15 protein-coding genes are annotated in these 16499 nt (G+C 74.1%); all 15 read left to right on the top strand.

All coding sequences use genetic code 11. The features are described 5' to 3' along the window. Nucleotides 1-5: 5 nt before the first annotated feature. The 15 genes from AB0G79_RS14345 to AB0G79_RS14415 all read left to right on the top strand — a co-directional run bounded on the left by AB0G79_RS14345 (nucleotide 6) and on the right by AB0G79_RS14415 (nucleotide 16464). Entirely contained in the window at nucleotides 6-530 is a 525-nt protein-coding gene (locus tag AB0G79_RS14345) for a DoxX family protein (protein ID WP_360805584.1), read from the top strand. 45 nt (nucleotides 531-575) lie between these two features. After that, nucleotides 576-1154 (top strand): DNA starvation/stationary phase protection protein, encoded by a 579-nt coding sequence (locus tag AB0G79_RS14350; protein WP_360805586.1) that lies wholly within the window; start codon nucleotides 576-578, stop codon nucleotides 1152-1154. Further along, nucleotides 1154-2578 carry an NAD(P)/FAD-dependent oxidoreductase gene (locus tag AB0G79_RS14355; protein WP_360805589.1) on the top strand — a complete coding sequence of 475 codons (1425 nt, stop codon included), beginning with the start codon at nucleotides 1154-1156 and terminating at the stop codon, nucleotides 2576-2578. The genes AB0G79_RS14350 and AB0G79_RS14355 overlap by 1 nt, the downstream gene beginning before the upstream one ends. Before the next feature lie 101 nt (nucleotides 2579-2679). Further along, on the top strand, nucleotides 2680-3522 hold the full coding sequence (locus AB0G79_RS14360; protein WP_360805592.1) for an alpha/beta hydrolase: 843 nt from the start codon (nucleotides 2680-2682) through the stop codon (nucleotides 3520-3522). A 44-nt stretch (nucleotides 3523-3566) separates the two neighbouring features. Continuing rightward, on the top strand, nucleotides 3567-4520 hold the full coding sequence (locus AB0G79_RS14365) for an alpha/beta hydrolase (protein ID WP_360805595.1): 954 nt from the start codon (nucleotides 3567-3569) through the stop codon (nucleotides 4518-4520). Then, nucleotides 4517-6460, top strand: a complete 1944-nt coding sequence (locus AB0G79_RS14370) for an amidohydrolase (RefSeq protein ID WP_360805598.1) — start codon at nucleotides 4517-4519, stop codon at nucleotides 6458-6460. Before AB0G79_RS14365 ends, AB0G79_RS14370 begins: the two co-directional genes overlap by 4 nt. Before the next feature lie 13 nt (nucleotides 6461-6473). Then, nucleotides 6474-7178 (top strand): GPR1/FUN34/YaaH family transporter, encoded by a 705-nt coding sequence (locus AB0G79_RS14375; protein ID WP_360805601.1) that lies wholly within the window; start codon nucleotides 6474-6476, stop codon nucleotides 7176-7178. 45 nt (nucleotides 7179-7223) lie between these two features. After that, entirely contained in the window at nucleotides 7224-7583 is a 360-nt protein-coding gene (locus AB0G79_RS14380) for a GNAT family N-acetyltransferase (RefSeq protein ID WP_360805603.1), read from the top strand. Nucleotides 7584-7707: 124 nt separating this feature from the next. Then, the gene (locus AB0G79_RS14385) at nucleotides 7708-9039 is read left to right on the top strand and encodes an extracellular solute-binding protein (protein ID WP_360805606.1); all 1332 of its coding nucleotides are present in this window, start codon (nucleotides 7708-7710) and stop codon (nucleotides 9037-9039) included. Then, nucleotides 9036-10004 carry a sugar ABC transporter permease gene (locus AB0G79_RS14390; RefSeq protein WP_360805609.1) on the top strand — a complete coding sequence of 323 codons (969 nt, stop codon included), beginning with the start codon at nucleotides 9036-9038 and terminating at the stop codon, nucleotides 10002-10004. The genes AB0G79_RS14385 and AB0G79_RS14390 overlap by 4 nt, the downstream gene beginning before the upstream one ends. After that, nucleotides 10001-10888: a carbohydrate ABC transporter permease gene (locus tag AB0G79_RS14395; protein WP_360805612.1), complete on the top strand. Its 888-nt coding sequence runs from the start codon at nucleotides 10001-10003 to the stop codon at nucleotides 10886-10888. The genes AB0G79_RS14390 and AB0G79_RS14395 overlap by 4 nt, the downstream gene beginning before the upstream one ends. Further along, entirely contained in the window at nucleotides 10885-13656 is a 2772-nt protein-coding gene (locus tag AB0G79_RS14400; RefSeq protein ID WP_360805615.1) for an AAA family ATPase, read from the top strand. The genes AB0G79_RS14395 and AB0G79_RS14400 overlap by 4 nt, the downstream gene beginning before the upstream one ends. 132 nt (nucleotides 13657-13788) lie before the next feature. Beyond that, the gene (locus AB0G79_RS14405) at nucleotides 13789-14625 is read left to right on the top strand and encodes an alpha/beta hydrolase (RefSeq protein WP_360805618.1); all 837 of its coding nucleotides are present in this window, start codon (nucleotides 13789-13791) and stop codon (nucleotides 14623-14625) included. 142 nt (nucleotides 14626-14767) lie between these two features. Then, nucleotides 14768-15853, top strand: a complete 1086-nt coding sequence (locus AB0G79_RS14410) for an LLM class flavin-dependent oxidoreductase (protein ID WP_360805621.1) — start codon at nucleotides 14768-14770, stop codon at nucleotides 15851-15853. Beyond that, entirely contained in the window at nucleotides 15850-16464 is a 615-nt protein-coding gene (locus AB0G79_RS14415; RefSeq protein WP_360805624.1) for an FMN reductase, read from the top strand. Before AB0G79_RS14410 ends, AB0G79_RS14415 begins: the two co-directional genes overlap by 4 nt. Nucleotides 16465-16499 lie beyond the last annotated feature (35 nt).

Here is a 16499-nt window from a genome sequence, read left to right on the forward strand (position 1 = left end):
ACCCCTTGGACACCGGCATTCTGATCCTGCGTCTGCTGGTGGGCCTGCTCGTGGCCGGGCACGGGGTGCAGAAGGTCAGCCACCACCTCGGCGGCAGGGGCCTCGCGGGCGGCACGGAGGAGTTCCGCGCCGACGGGTTCCGGGGCGGCGCCCTCACCGCCCTGGCCGCGGGCGGCGGCCAGATCGGCTCCGGTCTGCTGCTCGCCGCCGGCCTGCTCACCCCGCTCGCCGCGACCGGCACCGTCGGGGTCATGACCGTGGCCCTCACCGTGAAGTGGCGCCACGGCCTGTGGGTGCAGAACGACGGGTACGAGTACCCGCTCGTCCTCATCGGCACCGCGACCGCCCTCGCCGCCACCGGCCCCGGCGCCCGGTCCGTCGACGCGGCCCTCGGCCTCGCGCCGTACCCGTCGTGGTGGGCCGCCCCGGCGCTCGCCGTCGGCCTCGGCAGCGGACTCCTCGCCCGGCTCTTCCTGCACCGGCCCGCCCACCCCTCCGGCCCGCGCCGCGCGCCGGGCCCCCGGCTGTAGCCGCACAGCGCTCGCGCGCCCCTCCCCCTCCCTCAGGAGCATTCGATGGACACCTTGACGACCCCGCACGGCGGCGGTCAGCCCCTGCTGCACCAGAAGGGTGCCGAGACCCAGGCGTTCGGCACGCTCAAGCAGCTGCCGATCGGCCTCGGGCACGACACCCGCATGTACGCGTGCCAGCGGCTGAACCGCGTACTGGCCGACACGCAGATCCTGTACGCCCTCTACAAGAAGCACCACTGGCTCATGCGCGGTGCCACCTTCTACTCGCTCCACCTCATGCTGGACAAGCACGCCGACGCCCAACTGGCGATCGTCGACGCGCTGGCCGAGCGGGTGCAGAGCCTCGGCGGCGTCGCGGTCGGCGACCCGCGCCACGTCGCGGAGCTGACCGCGATCCCCCGGCCGCCGGACGGCGTGGAGCCGGTGCCCGTCATGCTGTCGCGCCTCCTCGACGCCCACGAGCGGATCCTGATCGACGCGCGGGACGCCGCCGCCCGGATCCAGGCGGAGGGCGACGAAGGCAGCACCGACCTGCTCGTGTCCGAGGTCATCCGTACCGGCGAGGCGCAGGTGTGGTTCCTGGCCGAGCACCTCGTGGACACCCCGCTGGTGCGCGGCTGATGGACACCTACGACGTCGTCGTGGTCGGCGGCGGACCCGGCGGCGAGGTCGTCGCCGACCGGGTCGTCCGGTCCGGCCTGACCGCCGTCGTCGTCGAGGCCGACGCGGTGGGCGGCGAGTGCTCCTACCGTGCCTGCGTCCCGAGCAAGGCCCTGCTGCGACCCGGCGCCGCCCTCGCGGCGGCCCGAGCGGTCGACGGGGCCCGGCAGGCCGTCACGGGGGACGTCGACCCGGCGCGGGCGCTGGCCCGCCGCGACCGCTTCACCGGGCGCGGCGACGACACCGGGCAGGCCGACTGGCTCGACGGCGCGGGCGTCGCGCTCGTACGGGGCCGCGGACGGCTCGCCGGCGAGCGCCGGGTGGAGGTGACCGGGTCCGACGGCGCGGTCCGTACCCTGTCGGCCCGGCGTGCGGTCGTCGTCTCCACGGGGACGGAACCCGCCCTCCCGGGGGTCGAGGGGATCGACCGGATCGGCGTGTGGACCAACCGGCAGGCCACCACCGCCGACGCGGTGCCGGAGCGGCTCGTCGTCATCGGCGGGGGAGTGGTGGCGTGCGAGACGGCCACCGCGTGGAGCTCCCTCGGCTCCTCCGTGACCCTGCTGGTCCGCGACCAGGCCCTGCTGACAGGCTGGGAGCCGTGCGCCGGCGAAGAGGTCACCCGGGGGCTGAACGACCTGGGCGTCACGATCCGCTTCGGGACGTCGGCCGTGCGGGTCGCCCGCGACGACGACACCCGCGCGGTGACCGTGCACACCGACGACGGCGCCGCCCTCGTCTGCGACGAGGTCCTCGCCGCCGTCGGACGGCGGCCGCGCACCGCCGACCTGGGCCTGGACTCCGTGGGGCTGCCCGCGGGCGGGCGGCTCCCGGTCGACGACACCTGCCGGGTCACCGGGGTCGCGGGCGACTGGCTCTACGCCGTCGGCGACGTGAACCACCGCGCGCCGCTCACCCACATGGCCAAGTACCAGGCCCGCGCCTGCGCGGCGGCGATCGCCGAGCGGGCCGCGGGACGCCCCGCCACCACCGGCGGCCGACAGCCGTGGAACGCGGAGTCCGACCGCACCGCCGTCCCGCAGGCCGTCTTCACCCGCCCCGAGATCGCGAGCGTGGGCCTCACGGAACACGCGGCACGTGAGGCGGGGATCGCGGTGCGCGCGGTGGAGTACCGCGTCGACGACGTCGCCGGCGCCGCCCTCCACGCCGACGACTACCGAGGCTTCGCCAAGCTCGTCGTCGACGAGACCCGGGGCGTCGTCGTCGGCTGCACGCTCACCGGCCCGATGGCCACCGAGCTCATCCACACCGCCACCGTGGCGATCGTGGGGGAAGTCCCCCTGGAGCGCCTGTGGCACGCCGTGCCCGCCTTCCCGACGGTGAGCGAGGTCTGGCTGCGGCTCCTCGAGGCGTACGGCCTGTGAGGCGCCCACCCGGCCGGTCGCCGGACACGCGCGGCCCGACCGGCGCACCGCTCCGCCACCCGGCGGAGCGCACCGATCCACCCTCCGACAAGGACAACCCCATGCATCTCACGAGGCGCTCCCTTGCCCTCGGTCTCGCCCTGCCCGCGACACTGGCCGCCCTGGTCGGCGCCGGACCCGGGCGTGGCCCTGCCGCCACCGGCGACGCCCGGCGCGGGCGCGAGCCCGAGGCCAAGCCCACCGTCGTCCTGGTCCACGGAGCCTTCGCGGACGCCTCCAGCTGGAGCGGCACGATCCGGCGGCTCCAGCACGCCGGCCACTCCGTCCTGGCCGCCGCCAACCCGCTGCGCGGCCTCGCCGAGGACACCGCCTACCTGCGCGGTGTCCTGGCGGCCGTCGACGGCCCCGTCGTCCTCGTCGGCCACTCGTACGGCGGCGCCGTCATCAGCGGCGCCGCCGTCGGGAACAGCCGGGTGAAGGCCCTGGTCTACATCGCCGCGTTCACCCCGGACCAGGGCGAGAGCGCGGCCGAGCTCGCCGCCAGGTTCCCCGGCTCCACCCTCGGCGACACCGTGATCCCGCGCCCGTACCCGCTGCCCGGCGGCACCGGAACCGGCACCGAGCTGGTCATCGAACCGGCGAAGTTCCACCGGCAGTTCGCCGCCGACGTCCCCGGCGCCGACGCGGCCGTCCTGGCCGTGAGCCAGCGCCCGGTCGCCACCGCCGCGCTGGAGGAGAAGGCCGGCGAGGCCGCCTGGCGGGCGATCCCGTCCTGGGCGCTGATCGCCACGGCCGACAAGAACATCCCTCCGGCCGCCCAGCGGTGGATGGCCCGGCGCGCCCGTTCCCACGTCACCGAAGTGGACGCGTCGCACGCCGTGGCCGTCTCCCGCCCGGCCACGGTCGCCCACGTGATCCTCGCCGCCGCGCGGGCGACCCGCTGAAGCCCCGGCCGCCCCGTTCCGCAGAACCCCAAGGAGAACCCCTCATGAACAACCGTCCCGTCCTCGAACCCGCCGCCCAGGCCTTCGCCGACGCCACCGCCCAGCCGCCGTACCTCTACGAGATCCCCGTCGCCGAGGGCCGCGAGGCCGTGGACGGCGTCCAGAGCGGCGAGGGCGTGCCCCTGCCCGAGGTCGACGAGGAGTGGATCACCGTCCACGGCGGCCCGACCGGCGACGTCCGCGCCCGGATCGTCCGCCCGCGCGGCGCCACCGGCCCGCTCCCCGTCATCCTCTACATCCACGGCGCGGGCTGGGTCTTCGGCAACGCCCACACCCACGACCGGCTGGTCCGCGAACTCGCCGTCGGCACCGGGGCGGCCGTGGTCTTCCCCGAGTACGACCTCTCGCCCGAGGCGCGCTACCCCGTGGCGATCGAGCAGAACTACACCGTCGCCCAGTGGGTCGCCCGCGAGGGCCTGCACAAGGACCTCGACGGCACGCGGATCGCGGTCGCGGGCGACTCGGTCGGCGGCAACATGAGCGCGGCCCTCACCCTCATGGCCAAGCAGCGCGGCGACGTCACGCTCCTCCAGCAGGTCCTGTTCTACCCGGTCACGGACGCGGCCTTCGACACCGACTCGTACCACGCCTTCGCCGAGGGCTACTTCCTGCGCCGCGACGCGATGACGTGGTTCTGGGACCAGTACACGACGGACGAGGCCGAGCGCGCCCGGATCACCGCCTCGCCGCTCCGCGCGACCACCGAGCAGCTCACCGGCCTGCCGCCCGCCCTGGTCGTCACCGCGGAGGCGGACGTCCTGCGCGACGAGGGCGAGGCGTACGCGGCGAAGCTCCGCGCCGCCGGGGTGCCCGTCACGGCCCTGCGCGTCCAGGGGGTCATCCACGACTTCGTGATGCTCAACGCGCTGCGCGAGACGCGCGGCGCGGAGCTCGCCATCGGTGTCGCCGTCGACATCCTCCGCAAGGTTCTCGCATGACCACGACCGGACCTTCGACGCCCGGCGCCTCCGCGAGCATGCCGGTGGCCGGCCTCGTGCCCGCCTCCCGGCGCGAGCCCGAGCACGCCGATCTCCTCGTCCGCAACGCCAGGGTGTTCACGGGCGATCCCGACCGACCCGGGGCCCGCGCCGTCGCGATCCGCGACGGCCGGGTCGCGGCCCTCGGCGACGACCACGACCTCGCCCGGCTCGTCGGGCCCGGCACGAAGGTCGTCGACGCCCTCGGCCGCCGCGTGATCCCCGGCCTGAACGACTCGCACCTGCACGTCATCCGGGGCGGCCTCAACTACGTCCTGGAGCTGCGCTGGGACGGCGTACGGAGCCTTCGCCAGGCGCTGGCGATGCTGCGGGAGCAGGCGGGCCGCACCCCCAAGGGGCAGTGGATCCGGGTCGTCGGCGGCTGGACCGCCGAGCAGTTCGCCGAGCGCCGGATGCCGACCGTCGCCGAGCTGAACGCCGCCGCGCCCGACACCCCGGTGTTCGTCCTTCACCTGTACCAGTCGGCGCTGATGAACCGGGCCGCGGTGAAGGCCGCCGGGTTCACCCGGGCCACCCCCGATCCGCGCGGCGGGCAGATCGTCCGGGGCCGGGACGGCGAACCCAACGGCGTGCTCCTCGCGGCGCCGGGCGCGCTCATCCTCTACTCGACCCTGGCGAAGGCACCGGCACTCGACGCCGGTGACAAGCGGACGTCGACCCGCCACTTCCTGCGCGAGCTGAACCGCTTCGGTCTGACGTCCGCCGTCGACGCCGCCGGCGGGTTCCAGAACTTCCCCGACGACTACGCCACCGTCGTCGACCTCGCGAAGGCGGGGGAGCTGACCCTCCGGATCGCCTACCACCTGTTCCCGCAGACGGCCGGCCAGGAGCTCGCCGACCTCAAGCGCTGGACCGAGACGGTCAAGCCGGGGGACGGGGACGAGTGGCTCCGGCTGAACGGCGCCGGAGAGAACCTGACCTGGGCCGCCGCCGACTTCGAGAACTTCTCCGAACCCCGGCCCGAGCTCGCCCCGGGCTACGAGACCGAGTTCGAGGACGCCGTACGGCTCCTGCTGGAGAACGGTTGGGGGTTCAGGCTCCACGCGACCTACGACGAGACCATCCGCCGCGACCTGGCCGTCTTCGAGAAGCTCGCCGCGGAGGGACTCTTCCCCGGTGGCGCCCGCTGGCTCTTCGACCACGCGGAGACGGTCTCGGCCGACAGCCTCGACCGGATCGCCGCCCTCGGCGGAGCCGTCTCGGTCCAGAACCGGATGTCCTTCCAGGGCACCGCCTTCCTCGACCGTTACGGTGCCGAGGCCGCCGCCCACACCCCGCCGGTCCGGGCCATGCTCGACCGCGGCCTGACCGTCGCCGCCGGAACCGACGCGACCCGCGTCTCCTCGTACAACCCGTGGGTCGCCCTCCACTGGCTGGTCACCGGACGCACCGTCGGCGGGACCGCGCTCCACCCGGCCGGGAACCTGGTCGACCGGGAGACCGCCCTCGGCCTCTACACCCGGGGCGGGGCGGAGCTCACCGGCGAGCAGGACGTCAAGGGCATGCTGCGAGAGGGCTGGTACGGCGACCTCGCGGTCCTCTCCGACGACTTCCTCACCGTGCCCGAGGACGTCATCCCCGACATCGAGTCGGTCCTCACCGTCGTCGGCGGCCGGATCGTCTACGCGACGGCGGAGTACGAGGGACTCGACGAGGCCGTGCCGCCGGTGAGCCCCGCCTGGAGCCCCGTCGCCCGCTTCGGCGGCTACCAGGGCGGTCATCAACGCGGCTGCCAGGGCGGCTACCAGGGCGGCGCCCGCCAGGCCTCGCTGGTGGCCGAGGCCGTCGCCGAGTCCGAGCAGCACCGCCGGTGGCGCGTCGCGCGCGGCACGGGCCCCGACACGGAGCCCTCGTTCGTCGACCCCTGCTTCGCGCACTGAGAGAGAGAACCCGATGACCGACGCGCCTCCGCCGACCGGCCTCCCGGAACGCCGATTCGAGCCGGACCTCCGGTCGATGACGCGGATCAACCTGCGCCCCATCGCCTCGCCCATGCCACTCGGCTTCTTCACGATCGCCCTCGCGTCCGTGATGACGGCCTGCCTCCAGCTCGGCATCCTCGGCGAGGAGGCCCGGGCGGCGGTCGCCTTCACCGTGCTGCCGGCCTTCGTCCTCCAACTCCTCGTCAGCTACCTGGCCTTCGGAGCCCGCGACGTGATCGCGGCCACCCTGATGGCGGTGTTCGCCGGCAGCTGGCTGCCCTACGCGCTCATCATGCTCACCGGCGCGGCCGAAGGCCTGAGGGTCCTCGGCGTCTTCAACCTGGCGCTCCTCTGCTTCGGCGCGCTGATGACCGCCGTGACAGGACCCAAGCGGGCGCTGTGGCTGGTCCTCGCGGTCTCGCTGCCCCGCTGGGCGGCCACCGGTCTGGCGGGCGTCACCGGTGCCGAGTGGCTCACGCGCACCTCCGGGGTCCTCGGGATCGTGGTCGCGGCGGTCGCGATGTACACGGCGTTCGCCCTGATGCTGGAGGACATGCGCAGCGAGCAGGTCCTGCCGATCGGCCGCAGCGGTCCGGCCCACCTGGCGGTGGAAGGCGACCTCGCCGTCCAGCTCCGCAACCTGGAACGCCAGGCGGGCGTGCGCCGCACCCTCTGACCCGGGCCACCGGCCCCGTGACACCCACGACCCGACAGGAGCCCCATGGAACCCGAGTACCGCGTCATCGACCGCTCCGAGAAGTCCCGTTACGAGATCCTCGCCCACGCCCGGACCGGTGACGAAGCCCGGGGCGACAGCGCCCGGGGCGACGGCGCCGAGACCGCCGGCTTCGCCGAGTACCACCTCTCCGAGGGGGAGATCGCCTTCATCCACACCGAGATCGATCCCCGCTTCGGCGGCCGGGGCCTGGGCGGGCTGCTCGCCCGCGGCGCCCTCGACGACGCCCGCTCCCGGGGGCTGCGCGTCCTGCCGTACTGCCCCTTCATCCGCGGCTGGATCGTCAGGCACCCCGAGTACGCCGACCTGGTACCTGAGCCGCACCGCGCCCGTTTCGGCCTGTGAAGGGGCCGCGAGGCCGCTGACCAGGCACTTGAACATCGAACGATTGGTCTAAGTCGTTCGAACCCGGTAGCTTTCCGAAACGCCCGCCGAGAACGCGCGGCGGGCGATCGGAGGAAGCACACCCATGAGGTTCGGCGCGAGGCTCGCGCTCGCCGTCATCACCCTCGCCGCCACCGCCACCGCCTGCGGCACCCCGCAGGAGAACGGCTCGCGGTCGCACACCCCCGCGGACTGCGCGCCGTACGCACGCTACGGCGAGCACCCCGGCACCCGGGTCACCGTGTACGCGGAGAACCGCGACCGGGAGGCGGACCTGTTCGAGGAGACGTGGGCCGACTTCGCCGCCTGCACCGGGATCGACGTCCAGTACGAGGGCGACGGGGAGTTCGAGGCGCGGATCCAGCTCCGGGTGGACGGCGGCACCGCACCCGACGTGGCGTTCTTCCCGCAGCCCGGCCTCATGGAACGCTTCGCGCGCGCCGGGAGGCTGGAGCCCGTGAGCCCCCGCGTCGCCGCGCTCGCGGAGCGCGGGTGGTCGGCGGACTGGAACGGCTACAGCACCGTGGACGGCACCCTCTACGGCACCCCGCTGGTCGCGAACGTGAAGTCGTTCGTCTGGTACTCGCCGTCGTTCTTCCGCGACAGGGGCCTGAGCGTTCCCCGTACGTGGACCGAACTCATGGACCTCAGCGAGAGGATCGCGGAGTCGGGCGTCACACCGTGGTGCGCGGGCGTCGAGTCGGCGGAGGCGACCGGCTGGCCCGTGACGGACTGGATCGAGGACGTCCTGCTGCGCCAGCAGGGCACGGACGTCTACGACCAGTGGGTCGCCCACGAGATCCCGTTCGACGACCCGCGGGTGATCGGGGCCATGGACACCGTGGGGTCCGTGCTCAAGAACGACCGGTACGCCAACGGCGGTTTCGGTCCCGCGAAGTCGATGGCGTCGATCTCCTTCCAGGAGGCCGGCGGCCCGGTCCTGACCGGCGACTGCGCCATGCACCGGCAGGCCTCGTTCTACGCCGACATGTGGCCGAAGGGCACCGAGATCGGCCCCGACAAGGACGTCTACGCCTTCCTCCTGCCGGGTGCGGACCCGGCGAGCCGCCCCGTCCTCGGCGGTGGGGTGTTCGCCTCGGCGTTCGCCGACCGCCCCGAGGTACGGGCGTTCCAGGAGTACCTCGCCTCCGTCGACTTCGCCGAAGCGCGGATGGAGAAGGGCCCGTTCGTCTCGGCGAACAAGGGCGTGGATCCGGCCGACGCCGCCAACCCCGTCGACAGGCTCTCCATCCAGCTGCTCCAGGACCCCAGGACCCAGTTCAGGTTCGACGGCTCGGACCTCATGCCGGCGTCGGTCGGCGCCGGGACCTTCTGGAAGGGAGCCGTCGACTGGATCGGCGGCGCGAGCACCCGGCAGTTCGCCGCCTCCGTCGAACGGTCCTGGCCGAGGCGATGATGTCGTTCGACGCCGTCGCCCAGCAGCCCAAGGCGCTGTTCCTGCTCCAGGGCCTCGCCGCCTTCGCGGCTGTCGTCGCCCTGGTCCTCCTCGCCCTGCACCGGGGGCCGGTACGGCGGCGGGCCGCGGCCCTGATCCTGCTGGCCCCGGCGCTCCTCCTCCTCGCGATCGGCCTTCTCCTGCCCGCTCTGCGCACCCTGGCGCTGTCGTTCACCGACAGCGGGGGAGACGCGTGGGTGGGCCTCGACAACTACGTGTGGACGGTCACCGACCCCGGGGCGCTGATCGTCCTGCGCAACACCCTGACGTGGGTCGTCCTCGTGCCGCTGACGTCCACCGCGGTCGGTCTGGCCTACGCGGCGGCCGTCGCACGGTCGCGGTTCAGGACGTTCGCGCTGGCCTTGGTCCTGACGCCGATGGCGATCTCCCTCGTCGGCGCCGGTGTCGTCTGGAAGTTCGTCTACGCCTACCGCCCCGCGGAGGCCGGCCAGATCGGACTGCTGAACCGGCTCGTCGTCGCGTTCGGCGGCGAACCGAGGCAGTGGCTCGTGGAGTCCCCCTGGAACGTCCTGCTCCTCGTCGTCGTGACGGTGTGGACGCAGACCGGCTTCGCGGCCGTCCTGCTGGCCGCCGCGATCAGGGCCGTACCCACGGAGCTGACCGAGGCCGCCCGGCTCGACGGGGCGTCCCCCGGGCAGATCCTCCGCCGGATCACCGTGCCGTCGATCAGGCCCACGCTGCTCGTCGTCCTCCTCGCGCAGGCGATCGGCACCCTCAAGGCCTTCGACGTCGTCAGGACCATGACCGGGGGGCAGTTCGACACGGACGTCATCGCGCACGCCATGTACGACCAGGCCTTCCGCTACGGGGAGACGGGCCGGGGCGCCGCCCTCGCCGTGCTCCTCTTCCTCCTCGTCACCCCCTTCGTCGCCCACCAGGTCCGGGCGCGGCGGAGGACCGGGTGAACGGCGTCCGGGAGCGGCTGGCCTCCCGTCCCCTCACGGCGGTCGCCGTGGTGATCGCCCTCCTCTGGACGACGCCGACCCTCGGCCTCCTGCTCTCCTCCTTCCGCCCCGAGGACGACATCAAGACGACGGGCTGGTGGACCGTGCTCGGGGCGCCGCGCTTCACGCTCGACAACTACGGCGAGGTGCTGTCCGGCGGAGGGAACGGCCCGGGGCGGCTCGCCGACCACCTCGTCAACTCCGTCGTCATCACCGTCCCCTCGGTGCTCTTCCCGCTCGTCCTGGCCTTCTTCGCGGCGTACGCCCTGGCCTGGATCGACTTCCGCGGGCGCGACGCGCTGGTCGTCGGCGTCTTCGCGCTCCAGGCCGTGCCGCTCCAGATGGCGCTCGTCCCGCTCCTCGGGCTCTTCTCCCGGGGCTGGCTGTTCCTGCCCGCGTGGGACCTCACCGGACCCGCCAGGTTCGCCCAGGTCTGGTTCGCCCACACGGCCTTCGCGCTGCCGTTCGCGGTCTTCCTCCTGCACAACCACCTGGCGGGCCTGCCCCGGGACGTGATCGAGGCCGCCCGCGTCGACGGCGCGTCACACGGGACCCTGCTCGTCAGGATCGTGCTGCCGCTGGCCCGCCCGGCCCTGGTGGGTTTCGCCGTCATCCAGTTCGTCTGGGTGTGGAACGACCTCCTCGTGGCCCTCACCCTGTCGGGCGGAACGGCCGAGACCGCGCCGATGACGGTCCGACTGGCCAACCTGGCCGGGACCTACGGCAACGACTGGCAGCGGCTCACCGCGGGAGCCTTCGTGGCCGCCGTCGTCCCGCTGCTCGTCTTCTTCCTCCTCCGGCGGCACTTCGCCGGGGGCCTCCTCGCCGGGTCGGTCAAGGGATGAGCCGGGACCGGACCGGGGCGACCGGGCTCAGCCGCCCCGGCTTCCGCGGGCGCGAAGCCGAACTGGGGCGGCTGCGCGCGCTGGTGGAGGAGGTGCGCGACGGCGAGGGGGGCGCGGTCGCGCTGCTCCTCGGCGAGCCCGGGATCGGGAAGACCTCGCTGCTGCGCGAGACCCTCGCCTTCGCGCGGGCCCGCGGGTTCGTCGTCAGCCACGGCCGTGCCGAGGAACTGCACGAACTGGCGCCGCTCGCCTCCCTGGCCTCGGGCCTCCTGCACGGCGACCCGCCGTTGCTCTCCGGCTCGGACTTCGCGGACCTCGCCGGCCACCACGACCAGCGCATCTGGCTCGTCGAGCGGCTGGCCCAGCTGATCGAGGAGCGCGCGACGGGCACACCGGTACTGATCGCGGTCGACGACGTCCAATGGGCCGATCCGCTGAGCCGGTTCGCCCTCGGCGTCCTGCCGGCACGCCTGCTCAGCTCTCCCGTCCTCTGGCTCCTCACCAGCAGGGAGAACCCGGAGGCGTACGGGCAGGAGCCGCAGGCGACGACCCTGCCCCTGCGGCCGCTGTCCGGCACGGCCCTGAGCGAGCTGGCGCGCGACACCCTCGGCGGACACGTGCCGGCGCGGGTCGAGGAGCTCCTCGACGGGACCGGCGGCAACCCCTTCCTCGCGACCGAGCTGCTCGCGGCCCTCGCGGCGACGGGCGCGGCGGGCACAGGGCGCGAGGGGGGCGCGGACGGACCGGAACCGCCCGAGCGGCTCGTCCACGGCGTACGCGGCCGCATGGCCGACCTCCGGCCGGACACCCTGCACTTCCTGCGGATCGGCTCGGTCCTCGGCCGCGCGTTCTCGCTCGCCGACGCCGCGGCCCTCTGCGGCCGGCCCGCCTCCGCGCTGAGCACCGAGGTGGACGAGGCGCTCGCCGCGGACCTCCTCGACGACGACGGCGACCGCCTCCGGTTCCGCCACGACCTGCTCCGCCAGGCGGTGTACGCCGACCTCGCCCCCTCCGTACGCCGGGCGCTGCACCGGGAGGCCGCCGGCCGGTTCGTCGCGGCCGGCCGAAGCTCCGGCGACGCCGTCCCGCACCTCCTGAAGAGCGCCGAGCCCGGCGACACGGAGGCGATCGGACTGCTGGGCCGGGCCGCCGACGACGCGCTCGCCGTGATGCCCGACCTCGCCGCCGACCTGGCCGTACGCGCCCTGGAACTCGTACCGCCGCGCACCCCCCTGGCCTACGAGGCGGGGGAGCGGGCCGTCGTCGCGCTGACCCGCGCCCGCCGCTACACCCGCGCACGGGACACCGGCGACGCGCTGCTCGCCCGCCGGCCGCCCATGGACGTCTTCGCCCGCCTGCAGTGCGTCCTCGGCGACGCGCTCTGGCACCTCGACGACGTCCACGAGCTGACCCGCCGCACCACGACGGCGCTGGCCGCCGTCACCGACCCGGTGATCCGAGCCCGGCTGACCGCCCGGCTGGCACTGGCCCGGTCCCGGGGCAACGACCTCGGGGCCGCCCGGGAGACCGCGGAACGGGCCCTCGCCGAGGCCGAGCGGGCCGGCGACCGCGAGGCCCGCGTCCTCGCGCTCTGGGGCCTGGGCGAGATCGCCCTCAACGCGGGCGACTGCGCCGCCGCCGTCGCCCACCACACGGCGCTGAGCGTGTTCGACGCGGCGTTCCTGCCGGAGGAGGCCGTCGCCCTGGTCCACGCGGACGACGTCGACGCGGTACGGCGCCTGCTCCGGGCGGCCGGCGACGAACCCCCGCGTCCCGCCATGCTCCTGTGGGCCCAGGGCACCCTGAACCTGGCGCTCGGGCGGCTCGACGACGCGGACACCGACTTCGTCACCGCCGAGCGTCTCGAAGCGGACCTCCAGGTGCCCGGCAACCTGGTCAACATCCGCGTCAACCGAGGTCTCCTCGCCCTGTCGCGCGGCGACCGCGAGGCCGCGGCGGAACACCTGGACGTGGTGCGGTCGGCCGTCGCCGACCGGCCGAACACGGGCAACCACGCCACGCACCGGTACCTGGAGGCCGCCGTCGCCGACGCCGACGGCGACCACGCGGCGGCGGCCGAACACCTCCGGTCGGCGCAGCGCGACCACCCCTTCCTGCGGTGGCGGCTCCTGCGCCCGCACCTCGTCCAGGCCGTGCGGATCGCCCTGCGCGGCGGCGACCGGAAGCTTGCCGAGGACCTCGCCGCCCAGGCCGCCGCACACGCCGCCCGCAACCCCGACGTGCCGACCGCCCGGGGGACGGCCCTCCACGCGTCCGCCCTGGTGACGGACGACCACGCACTCCTGGAGCGGGCGGTGGACATCCTCCGGCGCGGCCCCCGCCCGCTGGCCCTCGCCGCCGCGTCCGCCGACCTCGGCCGCGCCCTGCTCGCCGCCGGCGACCCCGCCGCCCCACCGGCCCTGACCCGCGCGCACGACCTCTACGCCCGGGCGGGGGCCGACGCCGAGGCCGAGCAGCTCCGGACCGAGCGGGAACGGGCCACCAGCGGCCCCGGCCGGCGCACCCGCCGCCTCCGGCCCCGTACCGACCAGGGCTGGGAGGCACTCACCGCGTCCGAACGGAAGGTGGCCCGGCTGATCGCCGCCGGCCACACGAACCGGTCCGCCGCGGAGGCCCTCGTCGTCTCCCCGCACACGGTCAACACCCATCTGGCGTCGATCTTCCGCAAGCTCGCGGTGCGTTCCCGCGTCCACCTGGCCCGGATCGTCCTCGCGGAGGACGAGACCGCGACGGCCGCCGACGCGTGAGCGAGCCCTGCGCGCCCGTGCAAGGGGCGGTGCGCGGTACGGCAAAAGAGGGCGCGGAACCGGTTCTAGCGTGACGGGCACACCGCGCCGCTCCGACGCGCGGAGCCGTCAACCCGAAGCGAGGAAGCCACCATGCCGTACATCACCGTGGGCCAGGAGAACACCAACCCCGTCGAGCTGTACTACGAGGACCAGGGCGCCGGGCAGCCCGTCGTCCTCATCCACGGCTTCCCGCTCGACGGCCACTCCTGGGAGCGCCAGACCGCCGCGCTCCTCTCCGCCGGCTACCGCGTGATCACGTACGACCGCCGCGGCTTCGGGCGCTCCTCGCAGCCGACCACCGGCTACGACTACGACACCTTCGCCGACGACCTGAACACGGTGATGGAGACCCTCGACCTGCGGAACGCCGTCCTCGTCGGCTTCTCCATGGGCACCGGCGAGGTCGCCCGCTACGTCGCCTCGTACGGCTCCGGCCGCGTCGCCAAGGTCGCCTTCCTGGCCTCCCTGGAGCCCTGCCTGCTCAAGAGCGACGACAACCCGGACGGCGTCGCCCCGAAGGAGTTCTTCGACGGTGTCGTCGCCGCCGTCAAGGCCGACCGCTACGCCTACTACACGGCCTTCTTCCACGACTTCTACAACCTCGACGAGAACCTGGGCACCCGCATCAGCGAGGAAGCCCTCCGCAACAGCTGGGACACCGCCGCCCGCGGCGGCTCCTTCGCCGCCTCCGCCGCGCCGGCCACCTGGTACACCGACTTCCGCGCCGACATCCCCGCCGTCGACGTGCCGGCGCTGATCCTGCACGGCACCGCCGACCGCATCCTCCCGGCCGAGGGCACCGCGCGCCCCTTCCACAAGGCGCTGCCGGCGGCGGACTACGTCGAGATCGAAGGCGCCCCGCACGGCCTGCTGTGGACCCACGCCGAGGAGGTCAACGCGGCCCTCCTCGCCTTCCTGGCGAAGTGACGCCGATCCCCGGCGCACCGCCGGCGACCCACCGCTGAAACACCGTCGACCCGCCGGGGCGGCGCCGGAGACCCCGGCTCCACCCCGGCCCCCCGGTTCCCCGGGTGCGGGAACCGGACGAGCTCAGGAGAGCGCACACCCCATGCAGTTCGGCATCTTCACCGTCGGGGACGTCACCCCCGACCCCACCACCGCGCACACGCCGACCGAACGCGAGCGCATCAGGGCGATGGTCGCCATCGCGCTCAAGGCCGAGGAGGTCGGGCTCGACGTCTTCGCGACGGGCGAGCACCACAACCCGCCGTTCGTGCCCTCGTCACCGACGACCATGCTCGGCTACATCGCGGCCCGCACCGAGAGACTGATCCTGTCCACGTCCACGACCCTGATCACCACCAACGACCCGGTGAAGATCGCCGAGGACTACGCCATGCTCCAGCACCTGGCCGACGGCCGGGTCGACCTCATGCTGGGGCGCGGCAACACCGGTCCGGTGTACCCGTGGTTCGGTCAGGACATCCGCCAGGGCATCAACCTGGCCAAGGAGAACTACGCGCTGCTGCGCCGGCTGTGGCGCGAGGACGTCGTGGACTGGGAGGGCACGTTCCGCACGCCGCTCCAGGCCTTCACCTCGACACCGCGGCCCCTGGACGGCGTTCCGCCGTTCGTCTGGCACGGCTCCATCAGGTCCCCGGAGATCGCGGAGCAGGCCGCCTTCTACGGCGACGGCTTCTTCCACAACAACATCTTCTGGCCCGCCGACCACACCAGGCGCATGGTCCAGCTGTACCGGCGGCGGTTCGCGCACCACGGCCACGGCACCCCCGAGCAGGCGGTCGTCGGCCTCGGCGGGCAGGTCTTCATGCGGAAGAACTCCCAGGACGCCGTGCGGGAGTTCCGGCCCTACTTCGACAACGCGCCGGTGTACGGCCACGGGCCGTCGCTCGAGGACTTCACCGAGCAGACGCCGCTGACCGTGGGCTCGCCCCAGCAGGTCATCGAGCGGACCCTGTCGTTCCGCGAGACCGTCGGCGACTACCAGCGCCAGCTGTTCCTGATGGACCACGCCGGACTGCCCCTGAAGACCGTCCTCGAACAGCTCGACCTCCTCGGCGAGGAGGTCGTCCCCGTGCTGCGGAAGGAGATGGCCCTGGCGCGCCCGGCCGACGTGCCGGACGCCCCCACGCACGCCTCGCTCCGCGCCGTCGGGGAGGTGTCCGCCGCATGAGGCTGACCGTGGTCTCCGCCGGGCTGAGCACCCCCTCCTCCACCCGCCTGCTCGCGGACCGGCTCGCCGAGTCGGCGCGCGACGAACTCGCGGCCGCCGGACGCGAGGTCGCGACGGAGGTCGTCGAGCTGCGCGAACTGGCCGGGCACCTCGCCAACCACCTCGTGACCGGGTTCCCGCCCCCGCGCCTGAGCGCCGCGATCGAGGCGGTGACGTCGGCCGACGGCCTGATCGTGGTGACGCCCGTGTTCGCGGCCTCCTACAGCGGACTCTTCAAGTCGTTCTTCGACGTGATCGACCCCGACTCCCTCACCGGCAAGCCGGTCCTGACCGCCGCGACGGGCGGTACGGCCCGCCATTCCCTGGTCCTGGAGCACGCCGTCCGCCCCCTCTTCGCCTACCTCCGCGCCGTCGTCGTCCCCACCGCCGTGTTCGCGGCCTCCGAGGACTGGGGCTCGGGCGGCGACGCGTACACCGACGGCCTGCCCGGCCGCGTCCGCCGTGCGGGAGCCGAGCTCGCCGCGCTCATGGCGGCGCGCCCGGCGGCCGCGGAGCCCGAGGACGACGTCACCGCCCTGGAACGCCAACTGGCCGACCTGCGCTTCGACTGAGACGGGGTCTGCCCCTGACCTCGGCGGCGGGTGAC

This window comes from Streptomyces sp. NPDC020807 (assembly GCF_040641575.1).
In the GTDB taxonomy this organism is placed as follows: domain Bacteria; phylum Actinomycetota; class Actinomycetes; order Streptomycetales; family Streptomycetaceae; genus Streptomyces.